Genomic DNA, 22,723 nt, shown 5'->3' with positions numbered 1-22,723 from the left:
CATGCCCCGCCCGTACACCCTGTTTACCGGCCAGTGGGCCGACCTGCCCTTCGAGGAAGTCGCCCGCCTGGCCTCCGGCTGGGGCTACGATGGCCTGGAAATCGCCGTCTCCGGCGACCACCTGGACGCCTGGCGCTGGGACGAGCCCGGCTACGTCGAGTCCAAGCTGGCTGTGCTTCAGAAGTACAACCTCAAGGTCTGGGCCATCTCCAACCACCTCAAGGGCCAGGCCGTGTGCGATGACCCGATCGACTTCCGGCACGAGGCGATCGTCGGGGCCAGGGTCTGGGGCGACGGCGACCCCGAGGGCGTCCGGCAGCGCGCGGCTGAGGAAATGCAACACACCGCCCGGCTCGCCAAGGCCCTCGGCGTCGACACCGTGGTCGGGTTCACCGGATCCTCGATCTGGCAGTACGTCGCGATGTTCCCGCCCGTGCCGGAGAAAGTGATCGAGGCCGGCTACCAGGACTTCGCGGACCGCTGGAACCCCATCCTGGACGTCTTCGACGACTGCGGTGTCCGCTTCGCGCACGAGGTCCACCCCTCCGAGATCGCCTACGACTACTGGACCACCGTCAGGACCCTCGAGGCGATCAGGCACCGTGCGGCCTTCGGCCTGAACTGGGACCCGTCGCACTTCATGTGGCAGGGCATCGACCCGGTCTCCTTCATCTGGGACTTCAAGGACCGGATCTACCATGTGGACTGCAAGGACACCAAGCTGCGGCCCACCGGCCGGAACACCGTTCTGGGCTCGCACCTGCCCTGGGGGGACCCGCGCCGCGGCTGGGACTTCGTCTCGGCCGGCCGCGGGGACGTGCCCTGGGAATCCTCGTTCCGGGCACTGGCAGCGATCGGCTACGACGGCCCCATCTCGATCGAATGGGAGGACGCGGGCATGGACCGGCTCCACGGCGCCCCCGAAGCCCTCGCCGCGCTCAAGAAGTTCGACTTCCCGGCCTCGAACACCTCCTTCGACGCCGCCTTCAAGCAGTAAGAGACCGGCCGGAAAGCGGCAATAGTGAACGCTCGTTCACTTCTTGACGGATCAGAACCGGTGCTGTAACAGTTAGCTCGTGGAGGGCGCATCGATGGAGAACCACAACGAAACTGATGCCGTGAATGCTTCCGAGGCGCTCCATTCCGGCTCTCCGGCTCCCCCGCCAATCCTGGAAGTCCGCGGACTGACCAAGAGTTTTTTCGGCGTACCCGTACTGGAGGATGCCCATCTCAGCCTTCACCGGGGCCAGGTACACGGGCTCGTGGGGGAAAACGGCGCGGGCAAGTCCACCCTGATGAAGGTGCTGGCCGGGGTGTACCAACCCGACGCCGGAACCGTACTCCTGGACGGCCAGGAAGTGACTTTCAGCCATCCCACGAAGGCACACGAAGCGGGGCTGTCATCGGTGTTCCAGGAGTTCAACCTCCTCCCCGACCGGACGGTGGCCGAGAACATCTACCTTGGCCGGGAGCCGCGCCGCGGACTGCTCGTGAACAAGACCCTGATGAATTCGCAAACGGCGGAGTTGCTTGACTCCCTGGGGATCGCCGCCATCCGGCCCAGCACGCAGGTGCGGAGCCTGACGGTGGCTGAGCAGCAGGTAGTGGAGATCGCGAAGGCGGTAAGCTACGACGCCCGGATCATCTCCATGGACGAACCCACTGCGGCCCTGGCCGGCGCCGAGGTCGGACTTCTCTACGAGATAGTGGCACGCCTCCGTGAACGTGGCACGGCCATCCTCTACGTCTCCCACCGGCTCCGCGAAGTGTTCGACCTTTGTGACGTCATCACCGTCCTGAAAGACGGCAAGGTGGTCAGCACCCTACCCGCCTCCAAACTCGACGACGCCCAGCTGGTCCGGCTAATGGTGGGCCGGCCCATCTCGGCGTTCTTCCCGGACAAGTTACCCCGGGAGGATCTGACGCCGGACGGTCCCGAGGAGAAGCCGATCCTCGAGTTGCAAGGCGCCGGAAACGGCCAGCTGGACGGGATCAGCCTCAGTATCCAGCCCGGCGAGATTGTCGGCCTGGCAGGACTTCAAGGGTCCGGGCGCACGGAATTGCTTCATGGCATTTTTGGCGCAGCACCGTTCACCCGCGGAACGATGAAAATGGCCGGTGGGGAGCTGCTGCCCAAGTCGCCCCGCCAAGGCGTGCGGGCCCGGATGGCCCTGATCACAGAGGACCGCAAGGCTGAGGGCCTGAGCCTGAACCAGTCCATCCTGGACAACGCACTCAGTGTCATCAGGTCGGTCTTTCCGCGCCGCACGGGAGCCGTCAGGACAGAAATCCCGGGCGTATTCTCCTCCCTCGAAGTTATCGCCCGGGACCTGGACCAGGAGGTGCAGTACCTGTCGGGCGGCAACCAGCAAAAAGTGGTCCTCGCCAAGTGGCTGGCTATCCGCCCCCTGCTCGTCCTGCTGGATGAACCCACCCGTGGCATTGACGTGGGAGCCAAGGTGGCGGTGTACCGGCTGATGCGCCAGCTCGCGGCGGAGGGCAAGGCCATTTTGATGGCCTCCAGCGAGCTTCCGGAGGTTATTGGAATGTCGGACCGGATCCTTGTCATGCGTGATGGCCGGCTCGTCGGCGAACTGCCTGCCGGTACGTCGGAAGAAGCCATCCTCCAGCTGGGAACCGGCGCCAGGACAGCACCCGAAGGAGAGGCATGAAACAACGAGCAAGCTTCTTCCAGAGACTGTCCTCCACGCAGATCGTCTACCTGGTGGCGCTGGTGACACTCATCCTGGGAGTGTTGCTGGTGAACTCCATCGGGCGGAGTTTCTTCAGCCCAGGAAATATCTCGAGCATCCTGACAGGAACCAGTGTTCTGGGCTTCATCGCGATCGGCCAGACACTGGTCATCCTGGCAGGCAGCCTGGATCTGTCAGTTCCCTACGTCACCAGCCTGGCCAGCCTCATCGCTGCCGGGGTGATGGCCAACAATCCAAACAACGTCTTGTCCGGAGTCCTGCTGACGCTGGGCACCGCAGCGGTCATTGGACTCGCGAACGGGCTGATCGTCGCCCGCCTGAATGTGCATGGATTCATCGCCACGCTTGGTGTGGGCCTGATCATCAGTGGCTTCCTCGCCACCAATTTTAAGGGCAGCTTCGGCGAGACACCGCTTGCGTTCCGCCTCGTCGGAGCCACGGGGATCGGCCCGGTCCCGATCTCCACGATCATCATGCTGGCCTGCGCGGGCCTGGCCGGCCTGCTCCTGCACCGCACCCGCGTCGGCCACCACCTGTACGCTGTCGGCGGCGACATTGCCGTCGCCCGTACATCCGGAATCCGCGTTGACGTGCCGGTCATTACGGCGCATGTCATCTGTTCAGTACTGGCGGGAATGGCAGGGCTGCTCCTTGCCAGCAGGCTGGGCGTGGGCAGTCCCACTGTGGGTTCCCAGGGCGGCTACGACCTGCTCTCCATCGCAGCAGTTGTGCTCGGGGGCACGTTGCTCTCCGGCGGCAAGGGGACTATCACCGGCACCCTCGGCGGCGTGCTGATCTTTGCCATGTTGGACAACATCATGTCCGTCATGCAGGTCAACCCGTTCCTGAAGGATGTGGTCAGGGGCGTAGTCATCGTCGTCGCCGTCGCCGTCTATGCCCGTCGCCGGATCGTCAGCAGACCGGAACGGTTCCCCGCAAAAGGGTCCGTGGAAACGCCCGCGGCCCAGCCTGTGCCCGTGGAGGGGCCATGAGTACGGCTTTGAACTCCGAGCGCAGCGCCATTCTCAAGCAGAACCGTGCCAGCCGTTCCGAGCGGCTCCTGCGCGCCGTGCGCACCCCCGGCGGCGCCGTCTTCGTCCTGCTGACCGGCCTCCTGGCGACGATCATCGTCCTAAACCCGTCCTTCGGGGAGCCGGGTTCCTTCATCCGGTTCGTCGGCAGGACTGCCCCCATTGCCATTGCCGCCATCGGCCAGTACTTCGTCATTGTCGCCGGGGAATTCGACCTGTCGATGGGATCGGTCGTGACGATGCAGGTCATCGTTGCCGGCAACCTGATACGGCAGGACGATTCCAAGGTGATCCCCGTGCTGGTCCTGATGCTGGTGCTGGGCGCCTTCATCGGACTGGTGAACGGATTGATCACAACCTTGCTAAAAGTCCCGAGTTTCATTGTCACGCTGGGCATGATGCTGGCGCTTCTCGGGCTGGTCCTCTACTGGACCGGCGGCGCGGCCCAGGGGAACCCTGCGGACAGCTTCCGGCAGATCGGGCGCGGCGGCATCCAGGACGTTCCGGTTCTGGACATCATTCCGTACCCGGTCATTATCCTGACAGCGGCGGCGGTCGCGGGGTTCGTCCTGATGCGCCGCCCCTACGGCCGCATGCTTATCGCGGTCGGGGACAATCCTTCGGCGGCCGCACTCGCCGGCTCGCGCGTCTGGTGGGTGCGGACGCGGGCCTTCATGATGTCTTCGCTGTCGGCCACCGTGGCCGGCATCCTGCTCGTGGGTTACGCGGGCGTGCATCCGTCGGTTGGGCGCGGGTACGAGTTCACGGCGATTACCGCCGTCGTCCTCGGGGGCGTTGTGCTGGGCGGGGGGCGCGGCTGGGTCCTGTCCGCCGCGGCGGGGGCGTTCGCCCTCGAGTCCTTGTTTACCCTTCTGAACTTCATGGGTCTCCAGGCGACGTGGCGGGACACGGTCCAAGGAGCAATCATCATCATCGCCGTGGCCGCAGCATCCAGGTCGTGGCAGCGCAAGCGCAAGGGGGCCAGTTCCGCTGCCCATGACGAACAGCACCAATTGGCCGCAGCACCCACGCCCGCCGAGGGCACCGAACAAGGAGGAAGAGTCTGATGCGCAATAACTCTGTCCGCGCGATCGCCCTTGCCGCAGCATTGCCGCTGGTGGCCCTGACCGGATGTACCACCGAACCATCCGCCACCCAAACGACAGGGACTGGCACCGGCTCTGCGGCGGCATCCAGTCCGGCAAGCAAAGACTGGTTTGACCAGTCGCTCTACGACACACAGAACCAGCAGCGGTCGGCAACCTTTGAAGGGAACCCGGAGCAGCCCTATCTGCAGTACATCGCGGGCCCGATGAGGGACACGTCCAAGTTCAAGGCCCCGGGAGCGCACAAGGTCTGCTTCGCCAACGCCTCCATCTCCAACCCCTGGCGGCAAACCGGGTGGATCACCATGAACCAGCAGCTCAAGGCACTCCAGGGCACCGGCGTCATTTCTGAAATGGAGACCCGGGACGCCAAGGACAATGACAACACCCAAATTGCCGACATTGACTATTTCATCGCCGAGGGCAAATGCGATGCGTTCGTCATTTCACCTAATTCCACGGCCGCCCTCACCCAAGCCGTTGAACGTGCCTGCGAGACAGGCAAACCCGTGGTGGTGTTTGACCGCGGTGTAGAGACTGACTGCGCCACCACGTTCATCCACCCGATCGGTGGGTTCGCCTGGGGCATCGACACCGCCACTTTCCTGAGTGAAAGGCTTCAGTCCGGGGACAAGGTGGTTGCCCTTCGCATCCTCCCGGGTGTGGATGTCCTGGAGCACCGCTGGGCGGCGGCCAAGAAGATCTTCGAGGAAAAGGGAATCCAGGCCAAGGACTACTTCACCGGCGCCGACCCCACGAAGATCAAGAACATCATCTCCGATGAATTGGCCACAGGTGACGTCAAGGGCGTGTGGATGGACGCCGGAGACGGTGCGGTGGCTGCCCTCGAGGCCTTTGAGGATGCCGGCAAGAAGCTGCCCGTGATGACCGGCGAAGATGAGATGAGCTTCCTGACCAAGTGGAAGCAAACCGGGATCGACGCCATGGCCCCGGTCTATTCCAACTTCCAATGGCGGACCCCGCTGCTGGCCTTGGAAAAGGTCTTCAAGGGCGAGCCGATTCCGGCCGAATGGGTCCTGCCGCAGAAGCCCATCCTCAAGGACGAACTGGACCAGTGGCTACAGCGTAACCAGGGCATGCCCAGCGGGCACTACGCCAAGTTCGGCGGCGAGGACCTGGCCGGCTACCCGGAGGTCTGGCAGAAACGGCAGATTCCCTGACGCAGCCCCCGCGGTCCCGCGAAATACCCCCTCCCCGCGGGACCGCCGCGTCTGGAACAGTCGGCAGGACAAACAGATGGAAGGAGACAGCTTGGAGCGTCTGACCGGAATCAGCACCTGGGTCTGGGAATCCCCCTTGACCGACTCCAACCTTCCCGGGCTGTTGGCGAAAATCGCCACCATAGGGTTTGACGCCGTCGAACTGCCGCTGGAAAACGAGGGCGATTTCACGTCCGCAGCAGTGGTGGAATCCCTCGAGAGAAACGGGCTGAAACCGTTCGTGGTGGGGGCCATGGCACCGGGGCGAGACCTGGTGGCGGCGGATCAGGCTGCCGTGGAAAGGACCCAGGCCTACCTGTCAGCCTGCATCACCATGGCCAGCAGCATCGGTTCGCCTACTGTCTGTGGGCCGTTCTACTCCCGAACTGGCCGGGTCTGGCGAATGTCGCGGGAGCAGCGACGGGACGCCTACGCGGAGCTGCGCCGAAACCTCCAGCCGGTCGCGGCCCGGGCTCAGGAGGCGGGCGTGGTGCTTGGCATCGAACCCTTGAACAGGTATGAAACATCGCTGATTAACACGGTGGACCAGGCACTTGAGGCCCTTGGACCGCTGCTCGGGAACGGAGTCGGCCTCGCGTTGGACAGCTACCACCTTCACATCGAGGAGCGTTCGGTGGCCGCGGCGGTCCGGACCGCCGGAGAGCATCTGGTGCACGTGCAAGTCTGCGGCAACGACCGCGGCGCGCCCGGTGGGGACCAGACCGATTGGAAAGGCTTCCTGCAGGTCCTGAATGAAGTGGGCTACACGGGGCCCCTCAACATTGAAAGTTTCACGGTCGACAATGCCGCCATTGCCGTCGCGGCGTCGATCTGGCGTCCCCTGGCTCCAAGCCAGGACGAGTTGGCTGAAAGTGGCCTGGCTTTCCTGCGCAGCCTGTGAGTGCGCTGCAGGGCATGGCGACTACCACCGCTAGAGTCTTCTAGGGACAGCCAACGCCGCTGGATGCGCCGTTTGACGGCGTTGGCCGGAGAGAAATTCACCATCTGCCGGGAGATCCCCCATGACCCACATACTCCGAACAGCCACCGCGGACGACGCCGGGAGGCTGGCAGCGCTTGCGGCCGTCACCTTCCCGCTGGCGTGCCCGCCGGAATCCCGGCCGGAGGACATCGCGGCGCACCTCGCCAATACCCTGAGCGAGGCCAACTTCCGGGCTTATCTGGCAGATCCGGCGGTCACGGTGCTGGTGATCGACGCCGACGGCGACCTCCGCGGCTACAGCCTGCTGGTGGCCCGCCCCGCCCGGGACCCGGAGGTGGCCGCGGTCCTGAGTGAACTGCCGTGCACCGAGCTCAGCAAGTGCTACGTCCACCCGGAGCACCACGGGCTCGGCGCCGCGGCCGAACTGATGCATGCAAGCATCGGCGCGGCCGCGGCGGCCGGCGCCCGCGGGCTCTGGCTCGGCGTCAACAGCCAGAATGCCCGGGCCATCCGGTTCTACGAAAAGTCCGGCTTCCGCAAGGTCGGCACCAAGTCCTTCCAGCTGGGCACCACCGTGGAACACGACTTCGTGATGGAGCGCCCGGTTGCGTCGTGACGAAGCCGACAGGCCGCCGGGGAATGGACCCGGCGGCGGCGCGGTTGTTGCGGGCATGAAGATTGAGATCTGGTCCGACGTCGCCTGCCCCTGGTGCTACATCGGCAAACGCCGTTTCGAAACCGCCCTCGCGGCCTTCCCGCACCGTGATTCCGTGGAGGTGCAGTGGCGCAGCTACCAGCTGGACCCCACGCTCCCGGAGCACTACGACGGCACCGAACTGGACTATCTCAGCACGCGCAAGGGCATGGCTCCGGCGCAGGTATCGCAGATGTTCGAGCACGTTGCGGCCCAGGCCAAGGGCGAAGGGCTGAACTACCGGTTCGACGCCGTCGTGGTCGCCAACAGCTTCACGGCCCACCGGCTGATCCACCTCGCGGCCGCCTATGGCAAGCAGGACGCTGCGAAGGAACGCCTGCTCAGCGACCACTTCGAGCACGGCAAAGACATCGGCAGCCAGGAGTACCTGACCGCTCTGGGCCTTGACCTCGGACTCGACGCCGGCGACCTGGCCGAACTGTTCAGCACGGACACCTACGCCGACGCCGTCCGCAACGACATCGCCGAGGCCCGCGCCCTGGGCATCAGCGGCGTCCCGTTCTTCGTGATCGACCGGAAGTTCGGACTCTCCGGCGCCCAGCCCGCCGAAACCTTCACCGCCGCCCTCGAGCAGGCGTGGCAGGACAGCCACCCGCTGGTCATGGTGGGCGCCGGCGCGGAAGCTGCGGATGCCACCACCGATTCCCACGCGGAATCCGGCGCCTGCGGCCCGGACGGCTGCCCCGTCTGAGCCCGGCATCGTCGAAGTCGCCGGAGACTCCCGGACTCGCCGGAAGTTTCCGGCGACTCGGGGCGTTTCCGGCGAACTCCCGGCACTGGCGGCATCCTGCGGCTTCGGGCGGCCCGGCCTAGAGTTGATCATGGACACTTCGGCCGGACCGGACGGACCCCGGACCTCCCTTTTTACCGACCACTATGAGCTGACCATGTTCCAGGCGGCCCTCCACTCCGGGGCCGCGCACCGCCGGTCCGTCTTCCAGGCCTTCGCCCGGGGACTGCCGGCCGGGCGCCGGTACGGCATCGTGGCCGGCACCGGCCGGCTCCTCGAGGGGATCGCGAACTTCCGCTTCGACGAGGACGACCTCGCCTTCCTGGCCGCCACCGGCGTGGTCCACGAGGACACCCTGGAGCACCTGGCCGCCTTCCGGTTCTCCGGCGACATCTGGGGTTATCCGGAGGGCGAGGCCTACTTCCCGCACTCCCCCGTCCTGATCGTCGAATCGACGTTCGCCGAGGCCTGCGTCCTGGAGACCTACGTCCTGTCAGTGCTGAACCATGACAGCGCTATCGCCTCGGCCGCATCCCGGATGACCAGCGCCGCCGGCGGCAGGCCCTGCATTGAGATGGGCTCCCGCCGCACGCACGAGGAAGCGGCCGCCGCGGCGGCCCGCGCGGCTGTCATCGCGGGCTTTTCCGGCACGTCCAACCTGGCCGCCGGACGGCGTTACGGCCTGCGGACCATCGGCACCGCGGCCCACTCCTTCACCCTGCTCCACGACTCCGAGCGCGACGCCTTCGCGGCGCAGCTTGCCTCGCTCGGGTCCGGCACCACGCTGCTCGTGGACACGTACGACGTCGAAGCGGCCGTCCGCACCGCCGTCGACCTCGCCGGAGACAAACTTGGGGCCATCCGGCTGGACTCCGGAGACCTCGTGGCCCAGGCACGGTGGGTCCGCGAACTCCTGGACAGCCTCGGCAACGTGCACACCAGGATCGTGGTGACCTCGGACCTGGACGAATTCGCCGTCGCCGCGCTCCGCTCCGCCCCGGCCGATTCCTATGGCATCGGCACGTCCCTGGTAACCGGATCCGGGGCGCCAACGGCCGGGATGGTCTACAAGCTGGTGAGCCGGGCTGGTGACTCCGGTGAGCTGGCTGCTGTGGCGAAGACCTCGAAGGACAAGATCAACATGGGCGGGCGCAAATTCGCCGTGCGCCGCCTCGACGACCGCGGCACCGCCACCCACGAGGTCCTCGGCGTGGACCACCCACCGGCCGCCGGAAGAAACGGACGCCCCCTCCTGCAGCAGTTCATGAAAGACGGCGAAATCCAGCCCGGCTGGACGGGCCCGGACGCGGTGGGGCGGGCCCGGGACCGGCACACGGCTTCCATGGCGGAGCTGCCCCGGGTGGTGGACAGGCTGCAGCCCGGCGAGCCGGCCATCCCCACTATCTACGAATAAAGCCCGCTAAGGCGACGCAAGACCCAAAGTTCGTTCTGGGAGGACGGCGACCTAGTCTGACGTCCGGTGCAGGACAAAGATGCCGCCGTAGGCGGGCTGGTCCAAGCGCTGCCTGTCGCTGTCGGTGTATTCACTCAGCACAGCGTGGATGCGGGTGGTGAGGTCCTCAGCATCTTCCTCGGAGAGGTGCAGAACGAAGCGTGAGAGGCTGGCGAGCGCTTCCGGTCCTGCTTCTGTCAGCTCTTCCCGGAACGCCTCGAGCGGGGCCAGCGGACCGGCGGGACCGGCTTCACTCAGTGCGGTGTCGAGCTTCCAGGACCGCCCCGTGGAACGATACGGCTTCTCCAGCGCGCCACTCTCGCCCGTGCGGACCCCGGCAGGTTCAAGGAACCCCGTTGAGAGCAACTGCCGCACGTGATAAAGCACCGTTCCGGGATCCTGGCCCAGCCGGTCGGCGAGTTGTTTGTTGGTCAGTTCGTGGAGCCCGCACAGGCGCAGGATCCTCAGGCGCAGCGGATGGGCCAGCGCCTTAATTTCCCGGGCGCTCGCGACGGGTCTTTTTTGGTCCGCCCTCGACTGCTCTGGGTCCGTCATGTCCCAATCCTACAATCCGATGTACTGGATTCAATCACCTTGAATTTTCTCAATCACTGTGGAATGGTCCACCTATGACTAGTCACGCTGCGCAGGTGAAGGAACGGCATCGTGCGCCGCTGGGTGCGTCCTACTGGAAGCTGTGGACCTCCTCCGGGCTCTCCAACCTCGCGGACGGCGTCTTCAAGATCGCGCTGCCGCTGCTGGCCATTCAGTTCACCCAGTCACCCACCCTGGTTGCCGGGCTGAGCGTCGCAGCGACGCTTCCCTGGCTCCTCTTCGCCCTCACTGCCGGCGCGCTGACCGACCGGCTGGACCGGCGCAAGCTCATGTTGTGGGCCAACCTCAGCCGGGCGGTGCTGCCTGCCCTGCTGGCCGCCGTCGTGTTGCTGGATGTGGGCTCCATTTGGGCGCTGTACGTTGTCGCACTGATGGTGGGTGTGGCTGAGACGCTCTACGACACCTCCGCGCAGTCGATCATGCCCCAGCTGGTGCGCAGGGACCAGCTCTCGCGCGCCAACGGCCGGCTCTACGCCGTCGAGCTCACCACCAACCAGTTCATTGGTCCCCCGCTGGGCGGGCTGCTGGTGGCCATGGGTCTGGTTGCGGGCGTTGCCGTGCCGGCGGCCCTGTGGCTTGCGGCCGTTGGCGGCCTGCTCCTGGTCCCGGGGGCATTTCGCACAGAACGTGAGCAGAAGACGACACTGCGATTCGACATTGCTGAGGGGCTGCGGTTCCTCTGGAACCAGAAGATCCTGCGCACACTCGCGGTGATGACCGGGGTGTTCAACTTCGCATCCAGCGCGGCCTTCGCGGTCTTGGTGCTCTTTGCCGTGGGCCCGGCTTCACAGATGGGGCTGTCCGAAGTGGGGTTCGGCCAGCTGTTGACCACCTCCGCTCTCGGCGCCTTCGTTGGCTCGTTCATGTCCGAGCGGGTGGAGGCCAGGCTCGGCCGGTCGACGTCCCTGATGCTGACGATCTTCGGGGCCGCGCTGTTCGTGGGCGCGCCCGCCCTGACCGACAACCCCTATGTTCTTGGCCCAATCTTCTTTGTGGGCGGCATGCTGATCGTGCTTTGGAATGTCATCACCGTATCCCTGCGCCAGCGCATTACTCCCAACCGCCTGCTGGGCAGAGTCAACAGCGCCTACCGCCTGCTGGCGTGGGGCACCATGCCGCTTGGTGCAGCAGCCGGCGGTCTGCTGGCCCAATGGCTGGGGCTGCAGGTCATGTTCGGCATCATGGGAGTGCTGACGCTCGCGCTACTGGGGATGATGCCCGTCCTCACAAACAAGGCAATGGCCGCGGCCGACGTCGAATCCTAAGTTGCTGCCAGGGGCGCGGATCGGGCATCCGCGCCCCTTGTTTGGTGCCGGATGGCTGTCAGCTGTCGATCGAGGCCATGTTGGCTTCGTCGTGGCGTTCCCCCGCGGCGGGCCGGAGCGCGTTCAGCCGCTCCAGCTGGTCACGGGTGAGTGCGATCCCGTCGGCCGCGGTGTTTTCCTCGACCCGGGAGACCCGGCGGGTGCCGGGGATCGGGGCGATGTCGATCCCGCGGGTCAGCAGCCACGCGAGGGCGGTCTGCGCGGGGGTCGCGCCGATCTCGGCGCCGATGGCCTTCACCTCGTCGACGATCGCGAGGTTGCGGCGGAAGTTCCCACCCGTGAACCGGGGGTTGGTCTTGCGCCAGTCGTCGTCGGCTAAGTCATCGACGGAGCGGATCTGGCCCGTCAGCAGCCCGTGTCCGAGCGGCGAATACGGAACGAACCCAATTCCGAGGCCGCGCAGCAGCGGCAGGATCTCCGCCTCCACGTCCCGGGTCCACAGCGAGTACTCCGTCTGCAATGCCGAGACCGGCTGCACGGCGTGTGCCCGGCGGATGGTTTCCGGGGCGGCCTCGGACAGCCCGAAGTGCAGCACCTTGCCCTCGGTGATCAGGTCAGCAACCGCGCCGGCCGTCTCCTCGATCGGGGTGTTCCGGTCGATCCGGTGCTGGTAGTACAGGTCGATGTGGTCGGTGCCCAGGCGCTTGAGGGAGCCCTCGACGGCGGCCCTCACGTTCGCCGCGCTGCTGTCGACCACGCCGGGGCCGCCCCCGGAATGGGAGACCAGGCCGAACTTCGTTGCAATCCTGACCTGATCGCGGCGTCCCTTGACGGCTTGGCCGACGATCTCCTCGCTCAGGAACGGCCCGTAGATCTCCGCGGTGTCGATGTGGGTGACCCCGAGGTCAAGGGCGCGGTGGATCGTCCGGATCGACTCCGCGTTATCCAGGGCGCCCTCACTGGTGTAGGTGCCGGCCATGGTCATGGCGCCGAGTCCGACGCGGGAGACTTCCAGGCTTCCGAGGAGTGCGTTCTTCATGGTGTATTTCCTTTGGGTGTGGTTCCCCGGCCTGGAATGCGGGCACTGCCCACAGCGTGGCAAGGGTTTTGGGCGGCCGGTAGCCATTGGCGTCCAGCGGATATGTCGAGACTGGGTGGACGACGACGGGACGCTCCCGACGTCGTCAGTTTGCGTCGGTGTCAGGCGTCGTCGTGGGCCAGGTTGCTGGAGAGCTCGCGGTGGGCGTCGGCCTGGACCTGGAGTTCCTTGGCCCGGGCCTCAAAGACTCCAACGGCGTCCGCTCCGGCGGCGAAGCGCAGCGGCGGTTCATCCAGCTCCGCCAGTTGGACGAGGGCGACGGCGAGCTTGGCCGGGTCCCCGCCCTGAAGGCCGTTCATCCCTTTCCACGCGGTGACTGTCTGCTCGGTCCGCTCGGAATAGTCCCCGATAGTGGATGCCGCGTAGCTGGTGGATTCCGGGGTGAGGAGCTCGGTGCGGAAGAATCCCGGCTCAACGATCATGGTGCGGATGCCGAACGGGTCGACTTCGGGGGCCAGGGATTCGGCCCAGCCCTCGACACCGAACTTCGAGGCGGCATATGCGGAAAGGAACTCCCCGCCGGCGATGCCGGCGGTCGAGGAGATTGTGACCAGCAGGCCAGAGCGCTGGGCCCGCAGGACGGGCAGGGCCGCACGGGTGACGTTTATGGGTCCGAACATGGTGGTTTCGATCTGGGCCCGGAAGTCCTCCGGGGAGATTTCCTCGAAGAACCCGGCGTAGAAGTTGCCGGCATTGTTTACGAGCACGTCGATCCGGCCGAACCGGTCCACGGCGGCGGCGATGGCGGCGGTGGCGTCGGCGGGGTTGGTGACGTCGAGTTTTACGGCCAGCAGGTTCTCGTTCTCGCCGACTGCCAGGGCGGCCTTGTCGGGGTTGCGGCCGGTGGCGACGACTGCGTGGCCGGCGGCCAGGGCGGCCTTGGCGATGTCAATGCCCAAACCGCGGCCTGCCCCGGTGATAAACCAGACTTTCTGCCCGGTCTTGGCGTCGTTTTGCTCAGTCATGTTCTGTCTTTCCTGGGTTAAGTGTTCCGGGCCGCGCGTGGGAGCGCAGATCCGGGATGGAAGAGTCGCCGGGTGTGGTTTTCGCCGGAGGCGTTGCCGCCCAGCTGGCAAGGAACGCCAGCGCGTTTTCGGACGCGGACCCCGGCTCCGCAGTGAAGGTGTACAGAGTTTGTCCCTCATCGCCGGGAAGGTAGAGCGTCTCGAACTGCAGCGACACGTCGCCTGCGACCGGATGGTGGAAGCGCTTGGTTCCCGTGGTGTGGATCCGTACGTCATGGCCGGCCCACAATGCGGCGAAGTGCCCGCTGCGTGTGGTCAGCTCGCCGACTAGTTCGTTCAATGCGCGGTCATGGGGATTCCGTCCCGCTTCCGATCGGAGCATCGCCACCGTGGTGGCGGCGATTGCGGACCAATCGGGGTAGAAGTCCCCTGCCCCCGGATCGAGGAAGAGGTACCGTGCCTGGTTCGGCAGCTGGCCCGGAGCCTCCGGGCCAGCGGCTGCTGTGGACTCGAACATCGGCCCGTACAGCGCGCGCCCCAAGGAGTTGGCGGCCAGCACGTCCGAGCGTCCGTTCTGCACCAGGGCCACCGCTCCGGTCATCCTGTCCAGCAAACGCACTACTCCGGGACGGACCCTCTGCTGCGGTGGCCGGCGCACCGGCCGCCGGGAGGACGGCGTGTCGGCCGTCCTGGCCAAGTCCATCAGATGCGTCCGCTCTGCCTCATCCAGCTGAAGGGCGGAGGCCACAGCGTCGAGGACCGAGTCCGAGACGCCGCGGATGCTGCCGCGTTCCAGCCGCGTGTAGTAGTCCGTGCTTACCCCGGCGAGCTGGGCGACTTCCTCCCGACGCAGCCCCGGCACGCGGCGCAGCCCGCCATAGTTGGGGAGGCCGGCCCGATCCGGGGTGATCTTCGCCCGGCGCGAGATCAGGAAGTCTCGGATTTCATCTTTTCTGTCCACATCCACCACGCTACGCAGGCCGGACGGGCGGTGGCAGTGTCTATCAGACACCCCCAGTTGAGGCGGTGGATACAGGTGTGGCCCCTCAGAACCGGTCGATGTTCATAGCCTGGCCGTGTCACAGTCCGCCGCCCGGCTGCTTTGGTGACAGATCGCGCTAAAGTGTGCGTATGCCTAGGATTTCGGCCGCGAGCAACGCCGCCCAACGTGCCGAGACCCAGCGCCGCATCCTGACCGCGTTCGGGGAACTCCTCTTCACCCACGGGCTCCCCGGCCTGACGATGACGGACGTCGCGCGCCATGCCCAGATCGGCCGGACCGCCGTCTACAACTACTACGCGGATATCGAAGAGCTCCTCATCGCCTACGCGCTGGATGAGACCGAGCGGTTCCTGCTCGATCTGCGCGAATCCCTCGATGCACTGGAGAACCCGGTGGAGCGCCTGGCCGTCTACGTCCGCGCCCAGGTGGAGGACCTGAGCCGGCGCCACCTGCCGCCGGGCCCGGCCATGGCGGCGGTGCTCTCGCCGTCGTCGTTCGCCAAACTGGCCGACCACGTGGGTGAGCTCAGCGTGCTCCTGCGGGGCATCCTGCGCGACGGCATGGCCCAGGGGTACCTGCCCGAGTCGGACATTGCCCAGCTGGCCCAGCTCATCCACGGCACGCTCTCCTCAAGCGCTGCGCGGGGCGACGGGGCGGGCCAGGACGCCGAGGCCGAGGCACGGCTCGCCCGGACGGTGCGGTTTGTCCAGCTGGGGGCCGGGGCCAGGTTTGACGACGCCGGCCGGCCGGTCCGCACCATCCGCTAGGTCCCGCGCCGGGAAGGCCGGAAAGCTGTGCCTTTAGCCCGTGCCGGGCGTCGCCGTGGGTACGGCGGGCAACGTGGCCTCATCCACGATGCGCCGGTTCTCGCGGGGGCAGCTGAGCTGGCCCGGCGTCTGGTCCACGAGTTCCGGCTTGGCCAGTTCCTTGAAGTCGCCGGTAATGATCACGTCCACGCTCGCGTCCGCGCGGCCGTCCTGGACATAGTCCGAGCCGGGCACGTGGCGCTGGACGCTGAAGGCGGCCGACTGGCCCGCGGCACCGGAGACCACCAGCGCCACGCCGCGGTAGCTCGACGTCGTATTCCCCACGGTACCCACCAGGAACTTCCGGGCGGCGAGCTGGTCGGCCACGCTCCGGGCCAGGCCCGGCCGGCTCGTGGAGTTGTAGATGTTGACGTGGACCTTCTGCGGCGGCGCGTAGTCGTAGGTGGCCGCCGGGCACACCGACACTGCCGCCCTGCTCCGCTCCGCCCCGGGGATCTTGATCTGGCCGTTCATGATGGCGAGGGCCACCACGATCGCGGCCACGATGAGGCCGACAAGCATCACCAGGACAACGCCGTGCAGGATCCTGCGCCGCAGCCGGTGGGGGTTCTTTGCCGTATCGTCCTGCTCCACGAACGTGGCCCTCAGCTCGGAGCCACTGATGACGCGGTGCCCGTGCAGGACTCTGACGTCTGGCGGCTTCCTAGCCATTTATCACGAGGACCCGCGCATGAATTGCGGTGCGCTGGTGCAGCGCGGTGCGGACTGCCCGGTGCAGGCCGTCTTCAAGGTAGAGGACGCCGCGGTATTCCACGACGTGCGGAAAGAGGTCGCCGAAAAACGTGGAGTCCTCGGCCAGCAGGGCTTCAAGGTCCAGTGTGCGCTTCGTGGTCACCAGCTCATCAAGCCGGACAGGACGCGGGGGCAGGGCCGCCCAGTCCTTGGGCGTGGTGTAACCATGGTCGGGGTACGGGCGGCCCTCGCCCACAGCTTTGAATATCACCTTGCCAGCCTAGGGAACTTCGACGCCCGAAGGAACGAATGTCCCCCGGCGGCGTGAGGTTGTGGCCAAACGGTAACCATTTGTCACACGACGCGTTGACACGACCAGCGCCTGCCGCCTGTCACATCCAGCGCAGGGCCGTCGATCTGCTGCGCGGCTCACCCAAACGTCCCGTGCGGCTGACAGAATGGCCGTATGACTTCACCCGAGACTGCCCCTGTTCCGTCGTCGTCGGCCCCCGTGCTGGCGCTGCTGCTCGACGTCGACGGTCCGGTCGCGAGCCCGGTCACCCGCGAGGTGCAGCCCGGCATCATCGCCGACTTGGTGGCCCTGGCCGCCGCCGGCGTGCCGGTCATCTTCAACACCGGCCGGTCGGACGCGTTCATCCGCGAGCAGGTCATGGAACCGATGATCGCCGCCGGGATGCCCGCCGGCACCCTCATCCACGCCATTTGCGAGAAGGGCGCCGTCTGGTTCAGCTACACGGCGGAGGGCCCCGGCCCGGTCCACGTGGACCACGAGCTCGCCATTCCGCAGGCCTTCGGCGATGACGTGCGCCGCCTGGTGGCTGAGGACTACTCCGCCCACATGTTCTACGACGAAACCAAGCGGGCCATGGTCTCCGTGGAGCAGCACATTGCCGTCCCCAACCCCGACTACCGGGCCGAGCAGGAACTCTTCGACGCCGACGCCATGGGCATCATGGCCCGGCACGGGCTCGGTGTGGTGCGGCTGGACCACCACGTCCCCGATTCGGATGACCAGGTCGACTTCCGCGTCGATCCGACCATCATCTCCACCGATATCGAATCGGTCCGGCTGGGCAAGGACCTGGGCGCGAGCCGGGCGGTGGAGTTCCTGGCCGCGCAGGGGATCACGCCGCAGGCTTGGCGCACGGTGGGCGATTCCCGCACGGACTACGCCATGGCCGACTGGCTGCACCACAACGACCACGCCGTGAAGCACGTCGACGTCCGGCCCGCGGACGGTATCCCCGTCAAACCCTACGAGGTTCTCACCGCCGCCGATCTGGGGCTCGGCGAAGACGTGATCCACGACGACGCCGGCGCCGCCTTCCTGCACCACTGGCTGGCCATCGTCACCGGCTGAGCCCCCGCTCCGCCGTTACGGTCGGTCACATTTCGTCGTCACGCACGCCGCGCGGCGGCCGGTTTTCCGCGGCAATTTTGAGGCCCGCGTTATCATGCAAGTAGACACCAACGCACTCAAAGAAGCGGGAGCTCAGACATTACAGAAGCAGCGATCCAAGACGAGATTTACTATGGCAGCCAGGCATCTGTGGACGCCCACGCCGAGGTCACGTCGGCGGCCGCAGTCGCCAGATTCCGGACCCGCTCCGATGTTGTCCGCCACCGCGGCCGCTATGCGCTGATCAACGAAAACCGCACGCCGTACCAGGCCATGGTCGAGGACCTGATGTTCCTGCGTTCCGTCCTGGCCGGCGCCGGTATCGGCTACCTGCTGGTCCGCGGCAACAACCATCGCCCTGTGGTCGCCGTCGACTGGAAGGACCGCAAGGAACTCCGCGACGCCCTCGTGGAGGCGTGCCGCGACGAGCCGATGTATTCCATGAGCGTGGACGCAAAGAAGAAGTCGTCCGTGCTGGTGGCCGACGGCGAGCTGTCGCCGAACCGCCAGGCCCGGATCTTCCGGCTTTACCGGCCCAGGGTCGAACCCGAGGGCGGTTTTGAATTCGGGGCTTCCGCCGGCGTCCAGCTGGAGCTGTGGAGCTTCGAAGGCGATCAGCTGATCCTGCCGATCGAGAACTCCCTGACGCGCCGCACCATGCTGGCCCAGGACGCAGTGCGCGGCACGGTGGAACGCTACGGCCACACGTGGCCCACCATCGAGAACATGTTCGCGGACCACGCCAGCGACATCAGCTTCGACGTCGACCTGGTCTTCTCATGGGTTGACGGCAGCTCCCCCGAGTACATCGCGGCCCGCCGCGCCCGCATGGCCGGCGTGGTGGTGGGCGAGGGCGATGACCACGAGGCCCGCTTCCGCCAGATCGATGAGCTCAAGTACGCCCTTCGCTCGGTGTACATGTTTGCGCCGTGGATCCGCCGGATCTTCATCGCCACGGACTCCCCCGCGCCGTCATGGCTGGCCGACCACCCGAGTGTGACGATCGTCCGGAGCGAAGAGTTTTTCGCCGACACGTCGGTTCTGCCCACGCACAATTCGCAGGCCGTGGAGTGTCAACTGCACCACATCGAGGGGCTCTCCGAGCACTTCCTGTATTCGAACGACGACATGTTCTTCGGCCGCGCCGTGGGCCCGGACATGTTCTTCACTCCGGGCGGCATCACGAAGTTCATCGAGGCCGAAACCCGGATCGGCCTGGGCGACAACGACGCCGAACGCAGCGGCTTTGAGAACGCCGCCCGGGTGAACCGCAAGCTGCTCCGGAACCGCTTCGGCCGCATCACCACCCGGCACCTTGAGCACACGGCGGCCCCGTTGCGGCGCAGCGTGGTCGAGCAGATGGAGCAGGAGTTCCCGGCCGAGTTTGCCAAGACCGCCGCGAGTACCTTCCGGGCAGCGGACAACATCTCCGTGACCAACTCGTTCTACCACTACTACGCGCTGCTCACGGGCCGGGCCGTAACCCAGACAGCTGCCAAGGTGAGGTATGTGGACACCACGGCGCGGGCCGGCCTGAACTACCTGCCCAAACTCCTGGCCAAGCGGAACATGGACTTCTTCTGCCTCAACGACGGCAGCTTCCCCGAGGTCCCGGCGGAAGAGCGGGCCGAACTGGTCACGGACTTCCTGGAGAAGTACTACCCCATCAAGGCGCCCTGGGAGAAGTAACGGACCGTGACCAAAACGGGCGCCGCGTCGGCCGGGGAGTGAATCAGTTCAGGGTGGTGTACCTGCGGTTCGCCGGCGTCCGGGACGGGGCCTCGAGCTTGGCCTTCTCAGGGACATGGATCCCTGCGGCCGCGAGCCGGCGCTGGACTTCCTCCGGGGAGACCAGCTCCCCCACCGCCGGCGAGTCGCCGAGCAGCACCACGGAGTGCACGATCGTGTGTTCGTAGACGTGGACCAGGTTGAACGCCTGCCCTCCGTCGCGGCCTCGGGTGCCGCCGACCGGAACGTTCAGATCCTGCGTGTAGCAGGTGGCCGAAGCCACGGACACAGGGATGCCCGCGAACGTTGCGGTGGTCGAGTAGTGCAGGTGGCCGCCCAGGATGGCGCGGACATCGGAGTTGCGCAGGACGCCGGCAAGCGCCGGCTGGCCCCGGAGCTCCACGAGCACGGCAAGGTCCAGCACGGACGGTACCGGCGGGTGGTGCAGGGCAAGGATGGTCCCGTCCGGGGCCGGGGTGGCCAGTTCAGCAGCGAGCCAGTCCAGCTGGTCGTGGCTCAATTCACCGTGGTGGAAGCCGGGCACGGAGGTGTCCAAAGTGATGATGCGCAGCCCGTTGACGAAGTAGCTGTGGTCCACGGGCGCGTCATTGTCGGCCTGGTCCAGGAGCCCGGCCCGGAAATTGGCCCGGTTGTCGTGGTTGCCCATCGCCCAGATGACCTTGGCCCCCAAGGCCTCGCACGCCGGGTCCACGATGGCGCGGAGCTTGGCATACGCCTCGGGTTCGCCCAGGTCAGCCAGGTCGCCCGTGAAGATTACGGCTTCGGGGCGGGCTCCGGAGGCGTGGACCTCCTCGAAGAGTTGCCTGAGCAGGGCTTCGCTGTCCACGACGCCGTGCAGGGGTTGCGGACCCCCCAGCAGGTGGGGGTCGCTCAGGTGAAGTAGGAAATGACGTGGCCGGGGGTGTTCGGCCTCGATGCGCTCCATTGCTGCCTTCTTGGTTGGGTGGAAGCGGTGCTTCCAGGGTCCCTCTCAGTAAGAACTATCCAACCAGACATTGGGCAAACAATGTAAAAACTGGGACAGGCATATTGGAAAAATGGGCGTTAACAGGTGGCGTGCCCTCACATGCCCTTTCCGGCATATACGGGGCGGGGAGGCCCGGCGGCACTCCCGAAACCCCGGGGCTTCGGGGCGGGACGGACAGTGCCGCCGGGTTTACGGTTTCCGCTAGCTCAGGTAGCCGTTCGGGTTAAGCACGAACTTCGTCGCCGCGCCGGCGTCGAATTCCGCGTAGCCCTTCGGCGCGTCCTCCAGGGTAATCGCCTTCGCGTTGACGTTCTTGGCGATATGCACCCTGTCATGCAGGATCGCCATCATCAGCTGCCGGTTGTACTTCATGACCGGACACTGTCCCGTGGTGAAGCTGAGCGACTTTGCCCAACCCGTTCCGAGGCTGAGTGAGAGCGAGCCTTTCTTCGCGGCCTCGTCCACGCCACCCGGGTCCCCGGTGACGTAGAGCCCGGGGATGCCCAGGGCACCGCCGGCGGCCGTTACCTCCATCAGCGAGTTCAGGACGGTGGCGGGGGCCTCGTGGGCTCCGGCCCCGTGCCCCTTGGCCTCAAATCCCACGGCATCCACGCCGCAATCGACTTCCGGGACGCCCAGGAGTTGCTCGATCTGTTCGGCCGGGCCGCCCTTACTCAGGTCGATGGTCTCGCAGCCGAAGCTGCGCGCCTGCGCCAGGCGGTCCGCGTTCATGTCACCCACAATCACGACGGCGGCACCCAGGAGCTGGGCACTGGTCGCCGCGGCCAGGCCCACGGGCCCTGCGCCTGCCACGTAGACGGTGGACCCGACGCCGACGCCTGCGGTGACCGCACCATGGAATCCGGTCGGGAAGATGTCCGAGAGCATCGTCAGGTCCATCATCTTTTCGAGGGCCTGGTCTTTGTCCGGGAACTTCAACAGGTTCCAATCGGCATACGGCACCAGGACGTAGTTGGCCTGGCCGCCTACCCAGCCGCCCATGTCCACATAGCCGTAGGCGCTGCCCGGCCGGTCGGGGTTGACGTTCAGGCAGATGCCGGTCTTGCGCTCCTTGCAGTTCCGGCAGCGCCCGCAGGCGATATTGAAGGGGACGGAACAGATGTCCCCCACTTTGATGAATTCAACATCCGGGCCCACTTCGACCACCTCGCCGGTGATCTCGTGGCCGAGCACCAGGTCGGCGGGTGCCGTGGTGCGCCCCCGGACCATGTGCTGGTCCGAGCCGCAAATATTCGTGGCCACGGTTTTGAGGATTACGCCGTGGCGCACCTGCCGGCCCACGTTGGCGGGGTTGACCCCCGGGCCGTCCTTGAGTTCGAAGGTGGGGTAGTCAATGTCGATCAGTTCGACCTTGCCAGGCCCCTTGTAGGCAACGGCTTTGTTCCCTGTCATCTATTTCCTCCTGCTTTCACGGGCCCCGTGGTGGGCGCCCTGGTGTGATTCACGAAGTTCTTTGATGCGCCCTCCACAGGAACACCCGGCCACACTGCCGACGGCTGCCAGAGTTGCTTGCGCCGCGGGGAAGTCCGGAATGTTGGAGGGTCCGGCCAGTCTAGGCGCTAAGCATGCTTAGGGATAGGGCTGAGTTCCTCTGGACCCCGGGCCGGTCGGGTCAGTCGAGGGCGGACTGAACAGCCTCGATGATCTCCGGCGCGTCAGGCTCAACGGTGGGCGCAAAGCGGGCGATGACCTCGCCGTCGCGGTTCACGAGGAACTTCTCGAAGTTCCACTTCACCAGGCCGGGCAGGATTCCCGTTTTGAATTTGGTGAGCTCGGCGTAGAGCGGGTGCTGGTTCTTTCCCCGGACGTTGGCCTTGACTGTCAGCGGGAAGGTCACCCCGAAATTGCGCTGGCAGAACTCGGCGATCTCGGCCTCGCCGCCGGGCTCCTGCCCGGCGAACTGGTTGCAGGGGACGCCGAGGACCTGGAAGCCCTGGCCCCGGAACTTGTTGTGCAGCGCCTCGAGTCCAGCGTACTGGGGCGTGAAACCGCACTGGGACGCCACGTTGACCACCAGAACCACCTCGCCCTTGAATCGGCCAAAATCGGTCTCGGTCCCGTCGATGAGGGTCAGGGGAATGGAGTGCAGAGCTGTCATGGGGCGCGTCCTTGCGTTGTCGATGGTCCGGAGCAGGGAATCTGAACTGGTCACTCCATTATTCGGCACCGGGGGCTGCGGGTATGGGTGTGCCTCCCGGACATGACGCC

22 protein-coding genes are annotated in these 22,723 nt (G+C 66.2%); 13 read left to right on the top strand and 9 right to left on the bottom strand.

All coding sequences use genetic code 11. From position 1 onward, the window contains the following. Position 1: 1 nt before the first annotated feature. From ARTB_RS16300 to ARTB_RS16260, 9 genes are all read left to right on the top strand, one after another. The gene (locus tag ARTB_RS16300; protein ID WP_028278028.1) at positions 2 to 997 is read left to right on the top strand and encodes a sugar phosphate isomerase/epimerase family protein; all 996 of its coding nucleotides are present in this window, start codon (positions 2 to 4) and stop codon (positions 995 to 997) included. Between the two features lie 94 nt (positions 998 to 1,091). Beyond that, entirely contained in the window at positions 1,092 to 2,672 is a 1,581-nt protein-coding gene (locus ARTB_RS16295) for a sugar ABC transporter ATP-binding protein (RefSeq protein WP_243181531.1), read from the top strand. Then, a complete protein-coding gene (locus ARTB_RS16290; RefSeq protein ID WP_028278026.1) occupies positions 2,669 to 3,706 on the top strand; it encodes an ABC transporter permease in 1,038 nt (345 codons plus the stop codon). Before ARTB_RS16295 ends, ARTB_RS16290 begins: the two co-directional genes overlap by 4 nt. Then, positions 3,703 to 4,812 carry an ABC transporter permease gene (locus ARTB_RS16285; RefSeq protein ID WP_243181474.1) on the top strand — a complete coding sequence of 370 codons (1,110 nt, stop codon included), beginning with the start codon at positions 3,703 to 3,705 and terminating at the stop codon, positions 4,810 to 4,812. The genes ARTB_RS16290 and ARTB_RS16285 overlap by 4 nt, the downstream gene beginning before the upstream one ends. Beyond that, positions 4,812 to 6,032: a substrate-binding domain-containing protein gene (locus ARTB_RS16280; RefSeq protein ID WP_243181473.1), complete on the top strand. Its 1,221-nt coding sequence runs from the start codon at positions 4,812 to 4,814 to the stop codon at positions 6,030 to 6,032. The genes ARTB_RS16285 and ARTB_RS16280 overlap by 1 nt, the downstream gene beginning before the upstream one ends. Positions 6,033 to 6,123: 91 nt before the next feature. Further along, on the top strand, positions 6,124 to 6,972 hold the full coding sequence (locus tag ARTB_RS16275) for a sugar phosphate isomerase/epimerase family protein (RefSeq protein WP_243181472.1): 849 nt from the start codon (positions 6,124 to 6,126) through the stop codon (positions 6,970 to 6,972). Between the two features lie 121 nt (positions 6,973 to 7,093). Continuing rightward, positions 7,094 to 7,630, top strand: a complete 537-nt coding sequence (locus ARTB_RS16270; protein WP_243181471.1) for a GNAT family N-acetyltransferase — start codon at positions 7,094 to 7,096, stop codon at positions 7,628 to 7,630. Between the two features lie 55 nt (positions 7,631 to 7,685). Further along, positions 7,686 to 8,420 (top strand): DsbA family oxidoreductase, encoded by a 735-nt coding sequence (locus ARTB_RS16265; protein WP_243181470.1) that lies wholly within the window; start codon positions 7,686 to 7,688, stop codon positions 8,418 to 8,420. A gap of 130 nt (positions 8,421 to 8,550) precedes the next feature. Next, positions 8,551 to 9,873 carry a nicotinate phosphoribosyltransferase gene (locus ARTB_RS16260; RefSeq protein WP_243181469.1) on the top strand — a complete coding sequence of 441 codons (1,323 nt, stop codon included), beginning with the start codon at positions 8,551 to 8,553 and terminating at the stop codon, positions 9,871 to 9,873. Positions 9,874 to 9,924: 51 nt separating this feature from the next. On the opposite strand, the gene ARTB_RS16255 is transcribed toward ARTB_RS16260, so the two are convergent. Next, positions 9,925 to 10,467, bottom strand: a complete 543-nt coding sequence (locus ARTB_RS16255; RefSeq protein WP_243181468.1) for an ArsR/SmtB family transcription factor — start codon at positions 10,465 to 10,467, stop codon at positions 9,925 to 9,927. Between the two features lie 74 nt (positions 10,468 to 10,541). Between ARTB_RS16255 and ARTB_RS16250 the strand changes: the two genes are divergently transcribed. Then, positions 10,542 to 11,792 carry an MFS transporter gene (locus tag ARTB_RS16250; protein ID WP_243181467.1) on the top strand — a complete coding sequence of 417 codons (1,251 nt, stop codon included), beginning with the start codon at positions 10,542 to 10,544 and terminating at the stop codon, positions 11,790 to 11,792. Positions 11,793 to 11,850: 58 nt separating this feature from the next. Here ARTB_RS16250 and ARTB_RS16245 read toward each other — a convergent pair whose 3' ends face one another. The 3 genes from ARTB_RS16245 to ARTB_RS16235 all read right to left on the bottom strand — a co-directional run bounded on the left by ARTB_RS16245 (position 11,851) and on the right by ARTB_RS16235 (position 14,817). Beyond that, positions 11,851 to 12,831, bottom strand: a complete 981-nt coding sequence (locus tag ARTB_RS16245; protein ID WP_243181466.1) for an aldo/keto reductase — start codon at positions 12,829 to 12,831, stop codon at positions 11,851 to 11,853. Between the two features lie 161 nt (positions 12,832 to 12,992). Then, positions 12,993 to 13,856 (bottom strand): SDR family oxidoreductase, encoded by an 864-nt coding sequence (locus tag ARTB_RS16240; RefSeq protein WP_243181465.1) that lies wholly within the window; start codon positions 13,854 to 13,856, stop codon positions 12,993 to 12,995. Next, complete coding sequence (locus tag ARTB_RS16235) at positions 13,849 to 14,817, bottom strand: helix-turn-helix transcriptional regulator (RefSeq protein ID WP_243181464.1); 969 nt, start codon at positions 14,815 to 14,817, stop codon at positions 13,849 to 13,851. Before ARTB_RS16235 ends, ARTB_RS16240 begins: the two co-directional genes overlap by 8 nt. 170 nt (positions 14,818 to 14,987) lie before the next feature. On the opposite strand from ARTB_RS16235, the gene ARTB_RS16230 reads away from it, so the two are divergent. Further along, on the top strand, positions 14,988 to 15,626 hold the full coding sequence (locus tag ARTB_RS16230; protein ID WP_018774380.1) for a TetR/AcrR family transcriptional regulator: 639 nt from the start codon (positions 14,988 to 14,990) through the stop codon (positions 15,624 to 15,626). Between the two features lie 33 nt (positions 15,627 to 15,659). On the opposite strand, the gene ARTB_RS16225 is transcribed toward ARTB_RS16230, so the two are convergent. Together ARTB_RS16225 and ARTB_RS16220 are read right to left on the bottom strand one after the other, a co-directional pair. Beyond that, on the bottom strand, positions 15,660 to 16,337 hold the full coding sequence (locus ARTB_RS16225; RefSeq protein ID WP_243181463.1) for a LytR C-terminal domain-containing protein: 678 nt from the start codon (positions 16,335 to 16,337) through the stop codon (positions 15,660 to 15,662). Next, a complete protein-coding gene (locus tag ARTB_RS16220) occupies positions 16,330 to 16,629 on the bottom strand; it encodes a type II toxin-antitoxin system VapB family antitoxin (RefSeq protein WP_026266597.1) in 300 nt (99 codons plus the stop codon). The genes ARTB_RS16225 and ARTB_RS16220 overlap by 8 nt, the downstream gene beginning before the upstream one ends. Positions 16,630 to 16,824: 195 nt before the next feature. On the opposite strand from ARTB_RS16220, the gene ARTB_RS16215 reads away from it, so the two are divergent. Together ARTB_RS16215 and ARTB_RS16210 are read left to right on the top strand one after the other, a co-directional pair. Beyond that, a complete protein-coding gene (locus ARTB_RS16215; RefSeq protein ID WP_243181462.1) occupies positions 16,825 to 17,739 on the top strand; it encodes a hypothetical protein in 915 nt (304 codons plus the stop codon). Between the two features lie 189 nt (positions 17,740 to 17,928). Then, positions 17,929 to 19,467, top strand: coding sequence for a stealth family protein (locus ARTB_RS16210; protein WP_243181461.1), 1,539 nt, complete (start codon positions 17,929 to 17,931; stop codon positions 19,465 to 19,467). 43 nt (positions 19,468 to 19,510) lie between these two features. On the opposite strand, the gene ARTB_RS16205 is transcribed toward ARTB_RS16210, so the two are convergent. The 3 genes from ARTB_RS16205 to ARTB_RS16195 all read right to left on the bottom strand — a co-directional run bounded on the left by ARTB_RS16205 (position 19,511) and on the right by ARTB_RS16195 (position 22,613). Further along, positions 19,511 to 20,452, bottom strand: coding sequence for a phosphodiesterase (locus ARTB_RS16205; protein ID WP_243181460.1), 942 nt, complete (start codon positions 20,450 to 20,452; stop codon positions 19,511 to 19,513). A gap of 243 nt (positions 20,453 to 20,695) precedes the next feature. After that, entirely contained in the window at positions 20,696 to 21,907 is a 1,212-nt protein-coding gene (fdhA, locus tag ARTB_RS16200) for a formaldehyde dehydrogenase, glutathione-independent (protein ID WP_028278013.1), read from the bottom strand. 220 nt (positions 21,908 to 22,127) lie between these two features. Next, positions 22,128 to 22,613: a glutathione peroxidase gene (locus ARTB_RS16195; protein ID WP_028278012.1), complete on the bottom strand. Its 486-nt coding sequence runs from the start codon at positions 22,611 to 22,613 to the stop codon at positions 22,128 to 22,130. Positions 22,614 to 22,723: the final 110 nt, after the last annotated feature.

The organism is Arthrobacter humicola (assembly GCF_022803015.1).
Lineage (GTDB): Bacteria > Actinomycetota > Actinomycetes > Actinomycetales > Micrococcaceae > Arthrobacter > Arthrobacter humicola_A.
This window is presented reverse-complemented; position numbering and strand designations above follow the sequence as displayed.

Excerpts from the sequence above, each read along its gene's own strand:
- ARTB_RS16280 (WP_243181473.1), top strand. The coding sequence starts at position 4,812 with ATGCGCAATAACTCTGTCCGCGCGATCGCCCTTGCCGCAGCATTGCCG.
- ARTB_RS16295 (WP_243181531.1), top strand. The coding sequence starts at position 1,092 with ATGGAGAACCACAACGAAACTGATGCCGTGAATGCTTCCGAGGCGCTC.
- ARTB_RS16250 (WP_243181467.1), top strand. The coding sequence starts at position 10,542 with ATGACTAGTCACGCTGCGCAGGTGAAGGAACGGCATCGTGCGCCGCTG.
- fdhA (WP_028278013.1), bottom strand. The coding sequence starts at position 21,907 with ATGACAGGGAACAAAGCCGTTGCCTACAAGGGGCCTGGCAAGGTCGAA.
- ARTB_RS16290 (WP_028278026.1), top strand. The coding sequence starts at position 2,669 with ATGAAACAACGAGCAAGCTTCTTCCAGAGACTGTCCTCCACGCAGATC.
- ARTB_RS16285 (WP_243181474.1), top strand. The coding sequence starts at position 3,703 with ATGAGTACGGCTTTGAACTCCGAGCGCAGCGCCATTCTCAAGCAGAAC.
- ARTB_RS16300 (WP_028278028.1), top strand. The coding sequence starts at position 2 with ATGCCCCGCCCGTACACCCTGTTTACCGGCCAGTGGGCCGACCTGCCC.
- ARTB_RS16265 (WP_243181470.1), top strand. The coding sequence starts at position 7,686 with ATGAAGATTGAGATCTGGTCCGACGTCGCCTGCCCCTGGTGCTACATC.
- ARTB_RS16215 (WP_243181462.1), top strand. The coding sequence starts at position 16,825 with ATGACTTCACCCGAGACTGCCCCTGTTCCGTCGTCGTCGGCCCCCGTG.
- ARTB_RS16270 (WP_243181471.1), top strand. The coding sequence starts at position 7,094 with ATGACCCACATACTCCGAACAGCCACCGCGGACGACGCCGGGAGGCTG.
- ARTB_RS16245 (WP_243181466.1), bottom strand. The coding sequence starts at position 12,831 with ATGAAGAACGCACTCCTCGGAAGCCTGGAAGTCTCCCGCGTCGGACTC.
- ARTB_RS16205 (WP_243181460.1), bottom strand. The coding sequence starts at position 20,452 with ATGGAGCGCATCGAGGCCGAACACCCCCGGCCACGTCATTTCCTACTT.
- ARTB_RS16195 (WP_028278012.1), bottom strand. The coding sequence starts at position 22,613 with ATGACAGCTCTGCACTCCATTCCCCTGACCCTCATCGACGGGACCGAG.
- ARTB_RS16240 (WP_243181465.1), bottom strand. The coding sequence starts at position 13,856 with ATGACTGAGCAAAACGACGCCAAGACCGGGCAGAAAGTCTGGTTTATC.
- ARTB_RS16225 (WP_243181463.1), bottom strand. The coding sequence starts at position 16,337 with ATGGCTAGGAAGCCGCCAGACGTCAGAGTCCTGCACGGGCACCGCGTC.
- ARTB_RS16260 (WP_243181469.1), top strand. The coding sequence starts at position 8,551 with ATGGACACTTCGGCCGGACCGGACGGACCCCGGACCTCCCTTTTTACC.
- ARTB_RS16255 (WP_243181468.1), bottom strand. The coding sequence starts at position 10,467 with ATGACGGACCCAGAGCAGTCGAGGGCGGACCAAAAAAGACCCGTCGCG.
- ARTB_RS16230 (WP_018774380.1), top strand. The coding sequence starts at position 14,988 with ATGCCTAGGATTTCGGCCGCGAGCAACGCCGCCCAACGTGCCGAGACC.